The organism is Geobacillus sp. BMUD (genome assembly GCF_013096845.1).
GTDB lineage: Bacteria > Bacillota > Bacilli > Bacillales > Anoxybacillaceae > Geobacillus > Geobacillus vulcani.
On sequence record NZ_SDLA01000007.1, the window covers coordinates 115,344 to 134,550 of the forward strand.

The 19,207-nt window shown below is 51.3% G+C and carries 14 protein-coding genes and 1 pseudogene; 10 read left to right on the forward strand and 5 right to left on the reverse strand.

All coding sequences use genetic code 11. The annotated features are described in order from the left end of the window. Nucleotides 1–66 precede the first annotated feature (66 nt). On the forward strand, nt 67–2,910 hold the full coding sequence (locus ETC05_RS10210; protein ID WP_171660927.1) for an EAL domain-containing protein: 2,844 nt from the start codon (nt 67–69) through the stop codon (nt 2,908–2,910). Nucleotides 2,911–3,058: 148 nt separating this feature from the next. Here ETC05_RS10210 and ETC05_RS10215 read toward each other — a convergent pair whose 3' ends face one another. Further along, nucleotides 3,059–3,607, reverse strand: a complete 549-nt coding sequence (locus ETC05_RS10215) for a DUF2777 domain-containing protein (RefSeq protein WP_031405354.1) — start codon at nt 3,605–3,607, stop codon at nt 3,059–3,061. A gap of 243 nt (nt 3,608–3,850) precedes the next feature. Here ETC05_RS10215 and asnB point away from each other — a divergent pair, with 243 nt between their 5' ends. Continuing rightward, nucleotides 3,851–5,698: an asparagine synthase (glutamine-hydrolyzing) gene (asnB, locus tag ETC05_RS10220; protein ID WP_171660928.1), complete on the forward strand. Its 1,848-nt coding sequence runs from the start codon at nt 3,851–3,853 to the stop codon at nt 5,696–5,698. Nucleotides 5,699–5,737: 39 nt separating this feature from the next. Here the strand turns inward: asnB and ETC05_RS10225 are convergent, their stop codons facing one another. Continuing rightward, nucleotides 5,738–7,090 carry an MATE family efflux transporter gene (locus ETC05_RS10225; RefSeq protein ID WP_171660929.1) on the reverse strand — a complete coding sequence of 451 codons (1,353 nt, stop codon included), beginning with the start codon at nt 7,088–7,090 and terminating at the stop codon, nt 5,738–5,740. A 98-nt stretch (nt 7,091–7,188) separates the two neighbouring features. Between ETC05_RS10225 and ETC05_RS10230 the strand changes: the two are divergent. After that, nucleotides 7,189–7,323: pseudogene (locus ETC05_RS10230) on the forward strand (AraC family transcriptional regulator); the annotation flags it as partial. Between the two features lie 80 nt (nt 7,324–7,403). On the opposite strand, the gene ETC05_RS10235 reads toward ETC05_RS10230, so the two are convergent. Beyond that, a complete protein-coding gene (locus ETC05_RS10235; RefSeq protein ID WP_171660930.1) occupies nt 7,404–9,179 on the reverse strand; it encodes an alpha-glycosidase in 1,776 nt (591 codons plus the stop codon). Nucleotides 9,180–9,418: 239 nt separating this feature from the next. On the opposite strand from ETC05_RS10235, the gene ETC05_RS10240 reads away from it, so the two are divergent. From ETC05_RS10240 to ETC05_RS10260, 5 genes are all read left to right on the forward strand, one after another. Continuing rightward, a complete protein-coding gene (locus ETC05_RS10240) occupies nt 9,419–10,693 on the forward strand; it encodes a sugar ABC transporter substrate-binding protein (RefSeq protein ID WP_171660931.1) in 1,275 nt (424 codons plus the stop codon). Nucleotides 10,694–10,762: 69 nt separating this feature from the next. Next, complete coding sequence (locus ETC05_RS10245) at nt 10,763–12,043, forward strand: carbohydrate ABC transporter permease (RefSeq protein WP_171660932.1); 1,281 nt, start codon at nt 10,763–10,765, stop codon at nt 12,041–12,043. Beyond that, the gene (locus ETC05_RS10250) at nt 12,043–12,885 is read left to right on the forward strand and encodes a sugar ABC transporter permease (protein ID WP_033019707.1); all 843 of its coding nucleotides are present in this window, start codon (nt 12,043–12,045) and stop codon (nt 12,883–12,885) included. The genes ETC05_RS10245 and ETC05_RS10250 overlap by 1 nt, the downstream gene beginning before the upstream one ends. Before the next feature lie 72 nt (nt 12,886–12,957). Continuing rightward, complete coding sequence (locus tag ETC05_RS10255; RefSeq protein WP_031405337.1) at nt 12,958–14,493, forward strand: alpha-amylase family glycosyl hydrolase; 1,536 nt, start codon at nt 12,958–12,960, stop codon at nt 14,491–14,493. Nucleotides 14,494–14,511: 18 nt separating this feature from the next. Continuing rightward, nucleotides 14,512–15,531 carry a LacI family DNA-binding transcriptional regulator gene (locus ETC05_RS10260; RefSeq protein WP_171660933.1) on the forward strand — a complete coding sequence of 340 codons (1,020 nt, stop codon included), beginning with the start codon at nt 14,512–14,514 and terminating at the stop codon, nt 15,529–15,531. A gap of 275 nt (nt 15,532–15,806) precedes the next feature. Here ETC05_RS10260 and ETC05_RS10265 read toward each other — a convergent pair whose 3' ends face one another. Together ETC05_RS10265 and ETC05_RS10270 are read right to left on the reverse strand one after the other, a co-directional pair. Beyond that, entirely contained in the window at nt 15,807–16,088 is a 282-nt protein-coding gene (locus ETC05_RS10265; RefSeq protein WP_171660934.1) for a hypothetical protein, read from the reverse strand. A gap of 885 nt (nt 16,089–16,973) precedes the next feature. Further along, nucleotides 16,974–17,837, reverse strand: a complete 864-nt coding sequence (locus ETC05_RS10270; RefSeq protein ID WP_171660935.1) for an SDR family oxidoreductase — start codon at nt 17,835–17,837, stop codon at nt 16,974–16,976. Nucleotides 17,838–18,330: 493 nt separating this feature from the next. On the opposite strand from ETC05_RS10270, the gene ETC05_RS10275 reads away from it, so the two are divergent. Together ETC05_RS10275 and ETC05_RS10280 are read left to right on the forward strand one after the other, a co-directional pair. Beyond that, nucleotides 18,331–18,624, forward strand: a complete 294-nt coding sequence (locus ETC05_RS10275) for an AbrB/MazE/SpoVT family DNA-binding domain-containing protein (RefSeq protein WP_171660936.1) — start codon at nt 18,331–18,333, stop codon at nt 18,622–18,624. A gap of 24 nt (nt 18,625–18,648) precedes the next feature. Then, the gene (locus ETC05_RS10280; RefSeq protein WP_171660937.1) at nt 18,649–19,083 is read left to right on the forward strand and encodes a type II toxin-antitoxin system VapC family toxin; all 435 of its coding nucleotides are present in this window, start codon (nt 18,649–18,651) and stop codon (nt 19,081–19,083) included. Nucleotides 19,084–19,207: the final 124 nt, after the last annotated feature.

Below are 19,207 nucleotides of genomic sequence, written 5' to 3' on the forward strand. Positions count from 1 at the left end.
GGTAAAAGAAATATCATTTTTTGAATTTTCTGGCCTGATTGGTCAGCGGAGGGGGCATGATCGTTTATGCGTTGGTTCTGCTGCCGCCGCGCCGAGGAGCTGGATCGTTGGATCAGGGAGCATAGTTCTTCCTTGGATGAGACGTTGTTTGTCCAAGTCGCAGGCAACGATGAGGAAGCGGTGCGCCATGCGATGGCCGCGGTAGCCCGTCGTTGGCCGCGTGCCCATATGATGGGGATGGCAGGACCGTTGCCAATGGCTGGGGAGACGAATCTCGCTGTTGGCATCGCGTCGATGATGTCTTCAACCGTTTCGTCGTTGGTGCTGCCAGCCGATGAGTTTGACTGCCCGGATGGAATGGCGGCGTTGATTGCGGAAGCGGTCATCCATCACGATACGACGTTGCTTTTGTTGTTTACGAATCACCGCTCGGTTTTGCCTTCCCTGCTTCGCCACTTGCCCCTTGCAAACAAACGAATGGCTATCGTCGGTTGCGCACTTCCCGAAGGCAGCGTGTTATTTTCGTCCGACGGTCGGCTTAAGCGCGGAGGGATCGCCGTCTCTTTCAGTGGAACAGCGCTTCGCAGCCACTGTGTCGCACCATTCTTATGGGAGCCGATTGGTTTGGCGTTTTCCATCACGAAAAGCCGTGATCAGCAGATTGACGAGCTCAACGGGCAAAAAGCGTCGCTTTATTTAGAACGATATTTAGGCAAAGAATTTATCGAACGTCTGCCGCTTTCCGGAGTGGAATTCCCGTTTCTTGTCGAACGGAGCGGACGCGATGTCTGCCTGCCAATTGTCGCTGTCAACCGGGATGGCTCGGTTGTCGTAAGGGGCCATGTCCATAATGGAGAAAAGGTTCGGTTTGCCTATGTTCATGCTCCGTCCTTTTACTGGAGCGTGCGTGATGCAGCGATGCAAATGGCCAAGCAGCCAGCTCGGGGAATGTTGCTTTACTACAGCGCGGCGCTCAGCGGGTATACGCGCCCGCTGTTGGACGGCGTGGCTGCCGCGCTTGGACAGGCAGCGCTGTTTCCAGCCGTCGAGGTGTTGATGAAAGATGCGTATACGGCTGTGCGGCCGGCTGCGTTTGCCGCTGTTTCGCTGACGGAAACAGCGGCATCAGCGGAGAACGGTTTGTCATTGCCATTGCCGGCGCCACCGGAAGGAATCATGACGCTGGCCCGGCTCATGTCCACGTCCTCACGCGATATGGAGCAGCTGCATATTCGCCTGCAGATGTCCGAGCAACGATATAAGTCGTTGTTTGAACATAACACCGATATTGTCTATTCGATGGACTTGCACGGCCGTTTGACAAGCGTCAATCCTGCCTTTGAACAAGTGCTGGGTTACAAGAAAGAAGAAATTCTGTATACGAATTCGCTCAAGTATATTCATCCGAATGATATTCCCCGCGTCACCCGCTATTTTTACCGGGCGCTGCGTGGAAATGTGCAGACATATCATTTGGAACTGCCGACGAAATCGGGCGAACGACTTCTTTTCCAAATGAAAAACATCCCGATCATTGTCGATGGGAAAAAGGTTGGCATTTACGGCATTGGCCATAACATTACCGAGCAGAAGAGGGCCGAAAAAAGAATTGCGTATTTAGCCTACTACGATCCCGATACGAATTTGCCGAATCGGACAAAATGGATGGAGCTGCTTTCTGAGCATTTGGAAAAAGCGAAGCGGAAGCGGCGGAAGACGGCGGTTGCCTTGATCGATTTGGACCGGTTTAAATGGATTAACGACAGTGTCGGCCATTACGCGGGAGATGACATTTTGCGTCAACTTGTCGAGCGTATTCGCCGCGCCTTGCCGCTTGGTGCGGAGCTTGGCCGATTTCATGGCGACAAGTTTTGCTTGCTTTTCCCGCTCAAAACAGAGGTCGAGGCGGCAACGGAAGCGGCGCTCCGCATCGTGCGCGAAGTGGCGCGGCCGATTGTGTACGACGGAAAGGAATTTTTCGTTACAGCAAGCGTTGGTCTAGCGATGTTTCCAGATGACGGAGAGGACGAACACGCGCTCCTTAGGCACGCCGATATGGCTGTCAACATGGCGAAAAAAGGCGGCGGCAACCGCGTGGAGCGCTACTGCGCGCGAATGAACGAGGAAGCAATGTATCGATTGGAAATGGGCGGCCATTTGCGCAAAGCGATTGAAGAGAATGAACTGTTTCTTTGCTATCAGCCGATTGTGGATGTACATACTCGTGCGGTAAGAGCAATGGAAGCGTTAATCCGCTGGCGTCATCCCACGCTTGGGCTGGTGCGGCCGGATGAATTCATCCCTTTGGCGGAAGAGACCGGGTTGATTCATGAGATTGGGCGCTGGGTGTTGAAAACGGCCTGCAAACAGACAAAGCGGTGGCAGGAAATGACGGGGGATGATCAGCTTGCGATTTTTGTCAATGTATCCCCTGTTCAGTTTCAGCATGAGCGGTTTGTGGATGATGTCAAACAAGCGCTTCGGCAGTCGCGTCTGTCGCCGTCGTGCCTGCATCTCGAACTGACCGAACATTCGATGCTCCGCCATCTGTCCAGCACGCTGCGGGCGATGGACGAGTTAAGAAAGATTGGCGTCGGCATCGCCGTCGATGATTTCGGCAGCGGATATTCCTCGTTCCATTATTTAAAACGGTTGCCAGCGACAATATTGAAAATTGACCGTGCCTTTATTGAACAATTGCATGCCAACGCCTCCGATGAGGCCATCGTCAAGGCGATGATTACGATGGGACAAGGGTTGGGGCTTGAGACGATCGCCGAAGGGGTGGAAACGCTGGAACAGCTCAACCGGCTTCGTGATTTGCAATGCACGTATGCGCAAGGATATGTGATTTGTCCGCCGCTTCTCGCTGAAGAAGTGATGCGGTATGTGGCGGAAAAGCAAAAGTGATCCCCCCGCCCGCGTCGGTTGACAGCCGTCGCCCGTCGGCACTCCGCCTAAAGCAAAACAGCTGCGATCATCGATTCGGGCGGAAGGATGGTAAAAAATATTGACAGCTCGCCGTTGGACTTAAACGACGTGAGGATCAACAGGTGGTTCAGCCGATTTGGGCGCAAATGGCTCGCTCACCGCTGTTCAATGTGATTTCAAAGCGATCGCTTGATGCCCGTCCGCGCTCGTAATAGTGGTGGATGCTGCCGATTTGTTCAGTGTTGTCGTAAATGATGAAATTCACGCCAGACGATTTGGCAAACAATAGGCCATTGTAGCAATATAAGCAGTCATACAGCGAAAATCCGAGGCTGTTCAGCCATTGAACAAACTGGAAAAAAGTTGAATCAGGAAGCGCGGCGAGCCATTGTTGGTAGGCATAAGTCAGCCGCTTGCGGAAACGGATGCGATCTCCGTTTTCGAGGGGAAAGACGCCAAGATCCGTGGCGACCGCGCCCTGATCCTGCCATTGCCCGGACAGCCAATGCCCGCAATGAAACCATTCGATGTCTTGCTCCGCCATCTCTTCCATCAAGGATGCTTCCTCTTCTTCCTCATCAAAAAAGATCCATTCGTTGTTGACAAACTCCACTGTTCCTTGTATATACGCCCGTGGCTGTTCCGCAATGCATCGCAGTCGTTCTTCGATGTTCAATGTCCCTCATCCTCCTTGTACTCCTCTGTTTTTCCATTTTTTTGCTGATTTATTCGTGCGGCGACCGGCGTCGGACAATTCATCGAAATGACGGGGGGTGCATAAAATGGAATCATGCCGATGTGGAGAACCATCGTGAATCAAAGGAGCGACCGCTAGAAGCGGTTGTGAAAAAAGAACGGGTGAAATGATGGGAACGGATGAAAACTTGCCATCTTTGATGAAAAGAAAGGATTGGTTTGTATGTGTGGCATTACTGGCTGGGTCCATTTCGGGCGCGATTTGCGCCGCGAGCGAACGATTATTGACAGCATGACAGAGACGCTCGCCAAACGTGGACCGGATGATACCAATACATGGCTGGATACACACGTCGCTTTCGGTCATAAGCGGCTCGTCGTTGTGGATCCGGCCGGCGGCAAACAACCGATGCTCCGGCAAAAAAATGGATGCCGTTATACGATCGTCTACAACGGCGAACTGTATAATACAGAAGAGATTCGCAAGGAACTATTGCGCAAAGGTTATCGATTTGACGGCCACTCCGATACAGAAGTGCTGCTTGCCGCGTACATGGAGTGGAGGGAACAATGCGTTGATTGGCTGAACGGCATTTTTGCTTTTGCCGTTTGGGATGAGGAGCGCGAGCTATTATTTATGGCGCGCGACCGGCTCGGAGTAAAACCTTTGTTTTATCGAGAAGATGGCGGGGGGTTGCTGTTCGGTTCGGAAGTGAAAGCCATTTTGGCCCATCCTGATGTAAAGGCAGAAGTCAATTATGAAGGACTCGCCGAAGTGTTTGGGCTCGGACCGTCGCGCACGCCGGGGCACGGCGTGTTTGACGGCATTCGGGAACTGCGCCCCGCACACGCGCTCACTTTTTCCCGCCAAGGACTTCGCATTTGGCGGTATTGGAATGTCGAAAGCGACATTCATCGCGATTCGTTTGAGGAAACGGTCGAGAAACTGCGCTTTCTGTTGACGGATGCGGTGACGCGTCAGCTCGTTTCCGATGTGCCGGTCTGCACATTTCTATCTGGCGGGGTTGATTCGAGCGCCATTACGGCGATTGCCGCCAATGTCTTCACGGCAGATGGAAAAGGGCCGCTCCACACCTACTCGATCGATTATGAAGGAAACGACCAGTATTTCAAAGCCAACGATTTTCAACCAAACACGGATGCACCATTTATCGAACAGGTGTCCAATCAATTTCAAACGATTCATCACCGCTGCGTGATCACGCAAGAAGAACTGTTCCGCCATTTGCATGAAGCCGTCATCGTCCGCGATGTTCCAGGCATGGCGGATGTCGATTCTTCGCTTCTTTGGTTTTGCAAACAAATTCGCGAACAGTTTGTCGTCAGCTTATCCGGGGAGTGCGCCGATGAAATTTTCGGCGGCTATCCATGGTTCCATCGGCCGGACGATTTGTCGCGGAAAGGGTTTCCTTGGATGCGTTCGATCGATGCGCGTATGGGCCTATTAAAGGACGAGTGGCGGCAAAAGCTTCGCCTTGACGACTATGTGCAAATGCGTTATGAACAAACGATCGCCGAAGTGCCGCGCCTGGAAGGGGAAAGCGCCGAGGAGGCAAAGCGGCGTGAACTGTTTTACTTAAATATGATTTGGTTTATGACAACACTGCTTGATCGGAAAGACCGGATGAGCATGGGGGCGAGTTTGGAAGTGCGCGTGCCGTTCGCTGACCATCGCATTGTCGAATACGTTTGGAATATTCCATGGGATATGAAAATGTACGGCGGTCGAGAAAAAGGTCTTTTGCGAAAAGCGCTCGAGGGATTGCTTCCCGAAGAGGTGCTCTACCGGAAAAAAAGCCCATATCCGAAAACGCACCATCCGTTATATACGAAACTTGTCAAGCAATGGCTTGAGCAGCTGCTCCATGACCGCTCTTCGATTTTGCATGAGTTTTTCGATAGAGAAAAATTGTCATCGCTTGTTGAAACGGAAGGAAGGTCGTTCCAAGTGCCGTGGTTCGGGCAGCTTATGACCGGTCCGCAGCTGCTCGCTTACCTTGGCCAAGTACACGTTTGGTTCGATTATTACGGCATTCGCATTAAAGAATAAGAGCTGCGCCTACGCGCAGCTCTTTGTCGATTGGTGGCGCTACGCCATTTTGGCGTGTGGCACCATCGTTTTTTTCATCCAGACGCGCGACCGCCAGCGCCAAAGCATCAACAGTCCGCGCAGCCATTCGTCAGCGATGAACGACAGCCAAATGCCGACGAGGCCAAATCCGAGGGCGATGCCAAATACGTAAGCAATGGTCACGCCGATGCCCCACATCGACAAAATGCCCATATAGACAGGGAATTGCACATCGCCAGCGGCACGAAGCGAACTGATAATCACTAAGTTAAAGGAGCGCCCTGGTTCAAGAATGATTGTTAACAGCAACAGTTTGCGGCCAAGAACAATCATCGAGCGGTCATCGGTAAAGAGCGACAGCAACGGTTCAGCAAACCAATAGGCGGCTGCGGCCAGCAGCACTGAAATGACGATGGCGCTGTACAAACTTTTCAAGCAGCGGGCGTAGGCTTCCTCGTATCGCCCGGCGCCGACGAAGTGGCCGACGAGAATTTGCGTTCCTTGGCTGACAGCGATGCCGAATAAAAACACAAACATCATAATGTTTTGCGTGTATACACGGACGGTCAATGCCTCAGCGCCAAGCCATGTAATGAAATATGTAATGGCCATTTGCGCTGTATTGTACGAAAGATGCTCCCCGGCTGCCGGAATACCGATTTTCAGCAGTGAGCGCAAATAGTGAAACGGAAGACAGCGAAACGCCCTTGGTGCGAGCGGAATGTTTGTTCGTTTGCACAACAAAGTAAGAAGCGCGAGAAAGGCCATACCGCGGCTGGCGGCGGTCGATATAGCAGCCCCTTGGATGCCGAGGGCGGGCAGGCCGAACAAACCAAAAATGAGGGCCGCGTTGCTGATGACGTGCAAAACGTTCATGCCAACCGCCACATACATCGTGTCACGGGTGAAGCCATAGCTTTTCAAAATGGCGCCGATCGTCATCATCAGCGCTTGGATGAACAAAAATCCCCCGACAATTGTCAAATAACGGGTTCCTTCATCAAGCAGCTCGACGGGCAAATCCATCATTCGCAAAATCGGCTCGCTGAATGCGGCAAGAATGGCGCTTAACAACAATCCGAACAACAAATTGGCCACGAGGGATACAAGCGATACGTCAACGGCTTCTTGCTCCCGGCGGGCGCCTAAATATTGGGCGACAAGCACCGTCGTCGCTAAAGCGACGAAGTTGAACAGCACGATGGTTAAAGCGATGATTTGGTTCGCCACCCCGACGGCGGCAACCGCGTGATCTGAATACTGGCTGAGCATCAGTGTATCGGCGTTGCCCATCACCATATAGAGCAACGTTTCAATAAAAATTGGCCACGTCAAGGAAAACAATGATCGCGTTTTGGCCTCACGGCGCATGTTGAGACAACTCCTTTTCTTATTCCGACTTGAACGATATATTCAGTTTAGCTAGTTTGTTGCATAATGGAAAGAGAAAGAAGCGATTTTGCTTGCACATTTCCGACAAAAGAGGGGAGAGGCCGATGGATACGGTCGCATTTTCCATGCCGCCGCTGCCGGTGTTCATCAAAGGGGCGGAAAGTGTGTTTTCAGCCGGAAAGCGACATGTTCGCCGAACGTTTTCCGTCTTCGGAGACGGCCGGCAAAAGATCACACCGGTGCAGCTTATCCGCTGCACCGGCAGCCGATATGCTGATCCGTAACCGCCCGCTCAGCCAACTTGCCAGTTCTCAACCGCGTAAAGCTCAAACCCGTACGGTGGCAAGGAGACACAAAGTGTTTCTGCTTCAGCGGAGAATCGTTCACCTGTCAGCAAGTTGACGAGCCATTTTCTCCGCGCGTCAAAGGGGAGCGGGATGTCGGCTGGTTCGTTGCTCCGATTGATGATGACGATGATCGATTCGCCGTCGTCCGTCTTTTCGTAAATGAGACGATTGATTTCGCCATCGGTCGTGTGGAACGTGATGTCTCCGCGCCGAAGCGCCCGGTGTTGCTTGCGAAGCGCGATCAGTTGCTTGACATGTTCATACAGTTCTTTGTTTTGCTTCTCTGAATCCCACACCATACATTTCCGGCATTCCGGATCATTTCCACCTGTCATGCCAATTTCATCGCCATAATAAATACACGGCGAACCGGTGAAAGTAAGCTGGAACAAAAACAACAACTTCGCTTTGCGGACGTCGCCGCCGCAAACAGTGAGCAGCCTTGGGGTATCGTGACTGCCCAGCAAGTTAAACGCCGCCTCGTTGACCTGTTTTGGATAGGAATGAAGCACATGCATCAATCGGTCAGCAAACTCGCTGGCGCTCATGTCTTCTTTGGCGAAAAAGCGGAGCGCCGCGTCCGCCAACGGGTAGTTCATGACGGCGTCAAACTGGTCGCCGCGCAGCCACGGCATCGCATCGTGCCAAATCTCGCCGAGAATGTACACCTCTGGTTTTAGCTCCTTTACCGCCTGGCGGAATTCGCGCCAAAACTGGTGGTCAATCTCATTGGCAACATCAAGCCGCCAGCCGTCAATATCAAACTCGCGAATCCAGTACGTCGCGACATCAAGCAAGTAGCGCTTCACTTCCGGATGGGAGGTGTTGAGTTTGGGCATTTGCGGCACGAACGCAAACGTGTCGTAATTCGGGCGCGGCTCCATTTGGAGCGGAAATTCACGAATATGGAACCAATCTTTATACCTAGACGCTGCGCCGTTTTTCAACACATCTTGAAACGGGGCAAACTCATAGCCGCAATGATTGAAGACCGCATCGAGCATGACGCGGATTCCTTTTTCATGGCAACGTTTGACAAGCGTTTTCAATGTCTCTTTGTCCCCAAAATGCGGGTCGATTTCAAAATAATCAGCAGTGTCGTATTTATGATTCGAAGGCGCGCGGAAAATCGGCGTCAAGTAAATGCCGGTAATACCGAGATCAGCCAAATAGTCAAGGTGATCGATGATTCCTTGCAAGTCGCCACCGAAAAAGCTCGTCGGCGTCGGGTCCTCGCTTCCCCACGGCCGCGCCCCTTTCGGACTGATGGCTGGGTTGCCGTTGGCAAATCGCTCGGGGAAAATTTGATACCAAACCGTGTCTTTTACCCAGTCTGGCGCTTGGAATAGGTCGACCTGATGGAGAAAAGGAAAGCAAAAATAGTAAGCGGTGTCGTCGCTCGGAGCTTCATGGTAAAATCCTTTTTCCGTATAGACCAGTTTCTCGTCCCCGGCGCGAAGCACAAACCCATAGCGCAGCCGTCGATATGGCGGCTTGACTTCGGCGAGCCAATAGTCAAACAGCCCATCGCTACCTGTTTTCCGCATCGGCATCGTTTGAAACTGCCAGGTGCCATCGTGCCATTCGTACGGGTCACCAAAAAGCAGTTCCGCGTGATCGACATCTCCCTTTTTTGTGCGCAGGCGAAGATGAAGGGTTTTTTCGTCATAGGCATAGGCGAAGTGGTCGGTCGGACGGTGGTAGATCGCTTCTTTGAACATGGAAGCCTGACCTCCTTATAAAGGCAATCGTTTGCACCAATGGATTCCTTCGATTAAAGAGTACGCAAAACAGAGAGAAAAGTCAAATTTTATAGAAAAAAACTTGTAAAATATGAAATAGAAGATATAATAGAGTTAAGCGGTGCAATCGTTTTCACAGAAGGGCTCATTGTTTTGTTTGTGCAAACGATTTCCTTTTGATTGTGCTGCGAAAACGGAAAGATGACAGGAGGGGGATTATGAGAAAAGCGTTATTTTTATTCCTCATGGCCGTGTTGTTGATTGGCGTGCTGGGTGCCTGCGGTCCTAAGCGCGATGTCCAGCAGCCGAAAGGAAACGACCAAAAGACGGCAGAACAGGACAAAAAGCCAGAGAAACTCGTCGTGTGGGTGAACGATGATGAAAAACAAAAACAAGCATTGAAGGATATTTTCCAAAAGTACACGGAAAAAACCGGAATCAAAATTGAAATGGTAGCCGTCAGCATGCTTGACCAAACGAAAAAATTGGCGCTTGACGGCCCAGCCGGCAAAGGGCCGGACGTGTTCTATCAACCGCATGACCGCATCGGCGACATTGTGTTGCAGGGGCTGGCCGATCCGGTTGACCTTGGCGATGCGAAAGGCGAGTACAGCGAGACCGCTGTCAATGCGGTGACGTATGACGGCCAAACGTACGGTGTGCCGGCGGTCGTGGAAACATACGGCGTGTTCTATAACAAAAATTTAGTGCCGGAAGCGCCGAAAACGATGGATGAGTTGATGAAGATCGCCAAAGAAAAAACGAATGCGGCCAAAGACCAATACGGCTTTTTAATGGAAGCGGCGAACTTCTACTTCGTTTATCCGTTCTTCGCCGGCTATGGTGGCTATGTGTTCAAAAATGAAAACGGCAAATACGATACGAGCGACATCGGTTTGGCCAACGACGGAGCCGTCAAGGGGGCAGAGCTCGTCCAATCGTGGTTTAAAAACGGCTACATCCCGAAAGAAATCACCGGCGATATTATGAACGGGCTGTTTACGAAAGGGAACGTAGCGGTCGCCATCACCGGCCCGTGGAACATTGCTTCGTACAAGGAAGCGTTAGGCGACAAGCTGGCGACGGCGCCGCTGCCGGTGCTCGACAACGGTGAACATCCGAAATCGTTTGTGGGTGTCAAAACATGGATGTTGTCCGCTTATTCGAAAAACAAAGAGTGGGCAGTCGATTTCATGAAATTCGTGACGAACGAAGAAAACTCGCTCCACTACTATGAAGTGGCCGGCGAAATGCCAGCAAACGAAAAAGCGTTGACGAACGAAAAAATCACGAACGACCCGCTGATCGCCGGCTTTGCTGAGCAAATCCAATACGGCGAACCGATGCCGAACGTGCCGGAAATGTCGCAAGTATGGGAGCCGATGGGCAACGCGCTGCAATTCATCGCGAAAGGCGATAACCCGAAAGCGGTGCTCAGCGAAGCGGTCAAAACGATTCAAGACAAAATCGCGGCCAGCGGTGCTGGAAAATAACACGTCATATGGCGGTGGATAGGATCATCCCTATCCACCGTTCTTATCCATCGATAGGAGGGAGTTCCGATGCCGGAGGCGAACGTCCGTCATCGGCCGGCGGTGGCGATGGCGCTGTCATTGCTGTTTGCCGGCCTTGGACAATTGTACAACCGCCGCTATATCAAAGGAATCTTGTTCCTCATCATCGAAGCGGCATTCCTTATCACCTTTTATAACTTTTTGAATATCGGGCTGTGGGGACTGGTGACCCTCGGCGAAATCCCGATGCTCGATCACTCGATTTTCTTGTTGATTCAAGGGCTTGTTTCCGTGATCATCATCGCTTTTGCCGTTGCATTGCACGTTGCCAACGTCATTGACGCCCGCAACGACGCCCGTCGGCGGCAGCGCGGCGAGCCGTTTCCCTCGCTTGTTGAGTCGTGCCGGAACGCATGGGACCGAGGGTTTCCGTACATTTTTGTCACGCCTGGGCTTGTCATGCTTTTGTTTATCGTTGTGCTGCCGCTGTTGTTCATGGTGTCGCTCGCCTTTACGGACTACAACTTGTATCATTCACCGCCGCGGCATTTGTTGAATTGGGTCGGATTTGACAACTTCAAAAACTTAGTCTCCATCCCGATTTGGAAAAGCACGTTTTTCAGCGTCCTCGCGTGGACGATCGTCTGGACGGTTGTAGCGACGACGATACAAATCGCGCTTGGGCTGTTTTTGGCGCTGCTCGTCAACGATCCGCGCATTAAGTTGAAACGATTCATCCGCACAGTGCTCATTTTGCCGTGGGCCGTGCCAGCGTTTGTCACGATTTTGGTGTTTGCCGCGATGTTTAACGATAAATTCGGGGCGATCAACCGTGAGGTGTTGAGTTTGTTCGGGTTGTCGGTTCCGTGGATGACCGACCCGTTTTGGACGAAAGTGGCGCTCATCTTGATTCAGACATGGCTTGGTTTCCCGTTTGTGTTTGCGTTATTTACCGGCGTTTTGCAAAGCATTTCCCGCGATTGGTACGAAGCGGCCGATATCGACGGGGCGACGCGCTGGCAAAAGTTCAAATCGATCACCTTGCCGCATGTGCTGTACGCCACGGCTCCGCTGTTGATTATGCAATACGCGGGGAACTTCAATAACTTCAACATCATCTATTTGTTCAACGATGGCGGTCCGGCCGTGCGCGGGCAAAACGCCGGCGGAACGGACATTCTTATTTCGTGGGTGTACGATTTGACGTTTACGACGAACAACTACAATATGGCGGCTGCGATTTCGCTCATCATCGGCTTGATTGTGTGCGGGTTTGCTGTTTATCAGTTTCGGCGCACCCGTTCCTTTAAAGAGGAGGGGAACATTTAATGAAGCGCAAATGGAAATCGCATATCGAAGTCACGCTCATTTACTTGTTTATCGCGTTCATGTTTGTCGTCATCGCTTATCCGCTTCTTTGGACCATCAGCATGTCGCTCAATCCGGGCACAAGTTTGTACTCGGCATCGCTCATTCCGGAAAAATGGACGCTCGAGCATTACAAATGGCTGTTTACCAGCCCGCAAAGCGATTATTTGCTTTGGTATAAAAACAGCTTGTTTGTCGCGGCGGTGAACGCGGCGCTATCCGTTTTCTTCACGGCGCTCATCGCTTATGCGTTTTCGCGCTACAAATTCGTCGGGCGGAAAACGGGGCTGTACTTGTTTTTAGTCTTGCAAATGTTCCCCTCGCTCATGGCGATGGTGGCGCTGTATATTTTGCTTGACATGCTCCATTTGCTCGATTCGCTCTGGGGGCTCATTCTCATTTATGTCGGCGGGCAAATCCCGTTTAACGCTTGGCTTGTGAAAGGCTATTTTGACACGATTCCGCGCGAGTTGGACGAGGCGGCGCGCATCGATGGCGCCGGTCATTTCGGCGTCTTTTTCCGCATCATGCTCCCGTTAGCCAAGCCGATTTTGGCCGTTGTCGCCTTGTTTAACTTCATGGCGCCGTTTACCGACTTTTTGCTGCCGTCGATCGTCTTGCGCGATCCGGACAAATTTACGCTGGCGGTCGGGTTGTTCAATTTCATCAGCGACCGGTTTGCCAACAATTTCACTCGCTTTGCCGCCGGCTCCATTTTGATTGCCGCTCCGATTGCCATCGTCTTTTTGTTCTTGCAGCGATATTTGATTTCCGGTTTAACAGCGGGTGGCACAAAAGGGTAAGAACCGCTATCATAAATAGTGGGCTTACCCGTTTCCACACAGACAAACGGACAGTAAAGGAGGGAAACGGAAATGGGGAACCGGCTGATGGTGCTGTTCATCCTTCCGTTCCTTCTTTTTTATGCCATGCCGGCTGCGGCGGCGGAAAAAGAAGAACGGACGTGGCAAGACGAAGCGATTTATTTCATCATGGTCGACCGTTTCAACAATATGGATCCGACGAACGACCAAGACGTCAATGTCAACGACCCAAAAGGATATTTTGGCGGGGATTTAAAAGGGGTGACAGCGAAGCTCGATTACATCAAGGAAATGGGGTTTACCGCCATTTGGCTGACGCCGATTTTTGAAAACATGCCGGGCGGCTATCATGGGTATTGGATCAAAGATTTTTATCGCGTCGACCCGCATTTCGGCACGCTCGATGACTTGAAAACGCTGGTCAAAGAGGCGCACCGGCGCGACATGAAAGTCATTTTGGACTTTGTTGCCAACCATGTCGGCTACGACCATCCGTGGCTCCAGGATCCGGCGAAAAAAGACTGGTTCCACCCGAAGAAAGAGATTTTTGACTGGAACAATCAAAAGCAAGTAGAAAACGGCTGGGTGTATGGGCTTCCCGATTTGGCGCAGGAAAACCCGGAAGTGAAAAAATACCTCATTGACGCCGCCAAATGGTGGATCAAAGAGACCGACATTGACGGCTACCGGCTCGATACGGTGCGTCATGTGCCGAAATCGTTTTGGCAGGAATTTTCTAAAGAAGTGAAGGCGGTGAAAAAAGACGTTTTCCTTCTCGGTGAAGTGTGGAGCGACGATCCGCGCTATATCGCCGATTACGGGAAGTATGGCATCGACGGGTTTGTCGATTACCCGCTGTATGGCGCGGTGAAGCAGTCGCTTGCGAGGCGCGATGCCTCGCTCCGCCCGCTGTATGATGTCTGGGAATACAACAAAACGTTTTACGACCGCCCGTATTGGCTCGGGACGTTTTTGGACAACCATGATACCGTGCGGTTTACGAAGCTAGCGATTGACAACCGCAACAACCCGATTTCGCGCATCAAACTAGCCATGACGTATTTGTTCACCGCCCCGGGCATCCCGATCATGTATTATGGAACGGAAATCGCGATGAACGGCGGCCCCGATCCGGACAACCGCCGGTTGATGGACTTCCGCGCCGACCCGGAAATCATCGATTACTTGAAAAAAATCGGCCCGCTCCGTCAACAGCTGCCGTCCTTGCGGCGCGGCGATTTTACGCTCTTGTATGAAAAAGACGGCATGGCGGTGTTCAAGCGGCGCTACCGGGATGAAACCACTGTCATCGCCATCAACAATACGGGCAAAACGCAGCACGTTCATTTGACGAACGATCAGCTGCCGAAAAACAAAGAGCTGCGCGGCTTTTTATTGGACGATCTCGTCCGCGGCGATGAGGACGGCTACGATCTTGTATTGGACCGCGAAACGGCAGAAGTGTACAAACTGCGGGACAAAACGGGGATCAACATCCCGTTTATCGCCGCCATCGTATCGGTTTACGTGCTGTTTCTTTTGTTTTTATATTTGGTGAAAAAACGGGCAAAACGGATCCATGAATAAATAGAAAGGAGGGAGCGTATGACCGTTACAATTAAAGATGTCGCCAAGCGGGCCAATGTCGCGCCGTCGACCGTATCGCGCGTCATCGCCGACAGCCCGCGCATCAGCGAGAAAACGAAGCAGCGGGTGCGCGAGGCGATGAAAGAGCTCGGCTATCATCCGAATTTTATCGCCCGCAGCCTCGCCAGCCAAGCGACGCAAGTGATCGGCATCGTCATGCCGAGCTCGGCGGACCAAGCGCTGCAAAACCCGTTTTTCCCGGAAGTCATCCGCGGCATCAGCAAAGCCGCCCATGAAAAGCGGTACGCCTTGCAAATGTCGACCGGGGAAAAAGAGAGCGACATTTACGAGCGGGTCGTCGAGATGCTGCAAGGGCGGCGCGTTGACGGCGTCATTTTGCTTTATTCAAGGCAAAACGACAAGCTGATGAAATACTTGCAAAAACATGACTTCCCATTCGTCGTCATCGGCAAGCCGCACCAAAAGGCCGAACAAGTGACCCATGTCGACAACGACAACGTGCAGGCGGGAAAAGACGCCACGACCTATTTAATCGCCCACGGCCATGAACGCATCGCCTTTGTCGGCGGCAATCCGCAATATTTGGTGACCATCGACCGCCAAACCGGCTATGAAGAGGCGCTCCGCGAAGCGGGGCTGCCGTACCGGCCGGAATACGTCATCCATGAGGAGTTTTTGCAAGAAGGCGGCCAAGAGGCGATGAAAGAGCTGCTTTCTTTGCCCGAGCCGCCGACCGGGCTGGTGGTCGCCGACGATCTCATGGCGCTCGGGATGCTGAAGACGCTCGATGAAATCGGCCTGCGCGTCCCCGAAGACGTGTCGATCGTCAGCTTTAACAACACCTTGCTCGCCGAAATGTCGCGCCCGCCGCTCACATCGATTGACATCGGCATTTTCCAGCTCGGCTACGAAGCGGCGAAAAGTTTAATTGAAAAAATCGAAAACGAAGCCGAACCGATCAAGCGCATCATCATCCCGCACCGGCTTGTGGAGCGGGGGTCGTGTGCAAGGCGCTAGATCAGGGAAGCGCTATTGGGGAAAGGTGTCCGTCGCATAGACGGGCATCTTTTTCTATTTCTACATAGAGCTTAGGAGGCTGGTGATTTAATCGTGGATACGGCTTTACGATGTTATTTCTCAATTAGAAAAACCTTGTTGCATCGGTCCTGTTTTTCACTCATTCTCCCATTGATTAAGGGAATCAGCCGTTTTTCACCAGCCTTTTAGAAGGCCGGTGATGTGTTAAGACAATCAGCGCGCGATCTGCCTTTCTCCATTTGAGAAACCTTGCCTCATAACCATGCATTCAAGATCCAGACAATCAAAGGGATGACGATCACAAAGCCTAATATAAGATAACTGAAATACCGAAGCCATTTGGGTGCGGATTTTACTTTCAAGCTCTCTCGTTTCCATGCTCCGCCTGTTACGATTCTTTCAAAATCTTCAATGGGCGAAAAAATTTGATCGTCATCTGTTTTCGGATATTCCTCCGTTGCTTGCGTTTCGTGAAGATCCTTCATGACCGTCACCTTCTTTTTCAGTATTGGTAAAATATAGTTAAGGCGATTCATCTCCCACTTACTCCGCTTCGCTTCGTTGAAGTGGGGGTCTTCTCGCCTAATTAAGATAAAACAATACAGGTAGAGAAGGTCCTCCTCTACCCGTATTGCTTTTCCATTATTGTTGATTGTTGTACAAATTCTCCTTTTGCTTTGTGTGCTAAATTTTATTGATATTTTTCCCAAGCTGTATTAAGGTCATCAAAAACAGAAACAATTTGTTGCACAAACGGAACAGAAGGAACCGGAATTTTGATCCCCCTACACCCATCTAATACCCATCTAATCCAATGTTGAATCCTTGTTTTGCGGGGAGGAGAAGGGGGATTTTCCCGTATGATCATTTAGTTATCGTTGGATCTTCCGGTCTTTTTTCATATAGAAAAAACTTACTATGACTCCGTAGAAAAGATGCCCGATTTGCCAGCAAAGGAGCGCCACGCCTGAGGTCAAGGGCGGCGTTCGCTCTGACAGTGCGGTTGTCGGATAAAGGAGCAGACCAAGCAAAAAGCAAACAATGGGAATGCGGATCAACATTTGCTTATTGGTCCACTGTTGCCACAAGTTTTTCACGATGTGGAGATTGGTACGTTATGTTTCTTTCGATTGATGATCCGATTTGCCAAAAATGAAGCCTCGGTCATAGACAACGTACACTCAAGGAGAGATGGGGACGATTCACAAAAGCTCAATTGGTCAGGGGCATTCTCTGTTCGCCTTTCACAGTCAAAGAAAACACCCGCCCCATCCGGGACGGGCAGAGAGAAGAGGGGCACCTTGTCAAGAAGTAGGGAACATCGTAGCTTTATCGTACGCGATGTTTTCCCATCATGCCATATTTTTGTAAGAAAAGGTAACGTGATTTTGTAAAAGGTTTGTCGTCAGCGGCTGCTGTGGTCAGCCGCTAATGAATTTGCCGCCGTCGACATGAAGCATTTGCCCGGTCATGTACGATGATTCGTCGCTCGCCAAAAAGACGTAGCACGGGGCGACTTCGCTCGGCTGGCCGGGCCGTTTCATCGGGGTGTTGGCGCCGAACGTGGCGACTTGGCTGCTTTGGAATGTCGACGGGATGAGCGGTGTCCAAATCGGACCTGGAGCGACGCCGTTGACGCGGATGCCTTGACCGACGAGCGCTTTGGCAAGCGAGCGGGTAAAGGCGACGATCGCTCCTTTTGTTGCTGAATAGTCAATCAGCTGTTCATGACCTTCATAGGCGGTGATGGAAGCGGTGTTAATGATGACGCTGCCGTTTTTTAAGTGCGGGAGCGCCGCTTTCGTTAGGAAAAAGTAGCCGAATACGTTCGTGCGGAACGTTTTTTCCAGCTGTGCCGCAGTGATATTGAGAAAGTTCGGCTGTGGGTGCTGTTCAGCGGCGTTGTTAACGACGATGTCCAACTTGCCGAACGTCTCGATCGTTTGTTTCACCGCCTCTTTGCAAAACGTTTCATCGCCGATGTCGCCGGCGATGGCCAAGCACCGTTTTCCTTCCTGTTCGACGAGCCGTTTCGTTTCCGCGGCGTCCTCGTGTTCGTTCAAATACAAAATGACGACATCGGCCCCTTCTTTGGCGAAATGAACCGCGACCGCCCGGCCGATGCCGCTGTCGCCGCCGCTGATGATGGCGACTTTATTCGCCAATTTGCCGCTTCCTTGATACGAGTCTTTGATCGTGACCGGCTGCGGGTTCATCTCCGTTTGCAGGCCCGGCTGGCGCGTCTGGTGCTGCGGCGGCAGCGTGGCTTGTTGCTTTGTGACCATATGTTCTCCTCCTTGGTGGGTATTGTCATCGTTAGTATGGAACGGAGGGGCGGAAATATGTGCAGAGAGGCGATGAAGGAGCCGGCGGTTATCGTTTTTCCGCCCACGTTTCCATCGAGATCGTTTGTCGGTCACGACGATCACGGTATATGCTTTTTTCTGAAGCGGTAAGGCGATAGTCGTTGAGCCAAAGGAACGGGTTCAAGGCGGCGAATCTTGTTCATTGATTGGCGTGATGAAACGGATGGTTTTGGAAGAGGATGGCATCTAACGCTGCCTCCTTCAGCTAAAGGGGGGGAAGCGTCCTGACCGAAAGCGCTTTGTTTCGGGCGGTTGACCGCGCTGTTCAGCAGATCTGGAAATTTAGGGAACATGCTCTTTTCCTCTTTCGTTTTTTCGTTTCTTGCCATAAAAGTCTTTGGGGGTTAGATGATCTTTACTTTTTGATTGAGTAAAGATAAAATAGTGAGCAAAGAGGAAAGGAGGAATCGTGATGAAGCGATCCTCACATGAAACGCACACGTATTACTCTACACTTTCTTCGAAAAATCAAGTGACGATTCCAATGAAGATTAGAGAAGTGCTTGGGGCAGAACCGGGAGACCAAGTCGCGTTTGTTTATGGAGAAAATCAAGAGGTAACGTTAAAGGTGAAAAAGAAAGATGCGTTGCTATCTTTGTTCGGCACCATGCCGCCTAGGGGAGACAGCCGTCCGATGGCATGGGCGGATATTCGCAAACAGGCGAAAGAGGAACGGATGGTTAAGAGGGAAAAGAACAAGGAGTAGATGATCGGGAGAAGAGGATGGAACGTGTATATTTTAGACACCAACATAATTATTCGTTTTTTAGCAAATGACGACGAGCAACAATCTTCCATTGCCTATCGGTTATTTGAAAAGGCGGTCAACGGTGAACTTTTGTTCCTATTGCATCCTCTTGTCGTAGCGGAATGTTGTTGGGTGCTGGAGTCGAAACGGTATGGGTATGCGAAAGAAGAAATCGCAAGCAAGTTGAAGCAAATGATAGAGGCTTCTTGCGTGAAGACGATCGATCAAGAAGTGGTTGAAAAGGCATTGGATGATTACGCCCGCTGCGGTGTCGATTTTGCTGATGCGTATCTTTCGGCGTTGACCAGGCACACTTCATCCATTCAAGGGATCATCACTTGGAACGAAAAAGATTTTCGTCGACTTGGCGGGGAGTGCTATATGCCGGAGTCCATCATTGGAATGGCTCAAAGCTAGTATGTGGACCAATATCGCGGATTTTTATGATTTCGTTCCCCCTCGTCTTTTTGTTCCGAGACGATGGCATGGCCGAGGTTTGTTGCGTGAAAAACGAAGAGAGGAAAACGAGCTGACTCGTTTG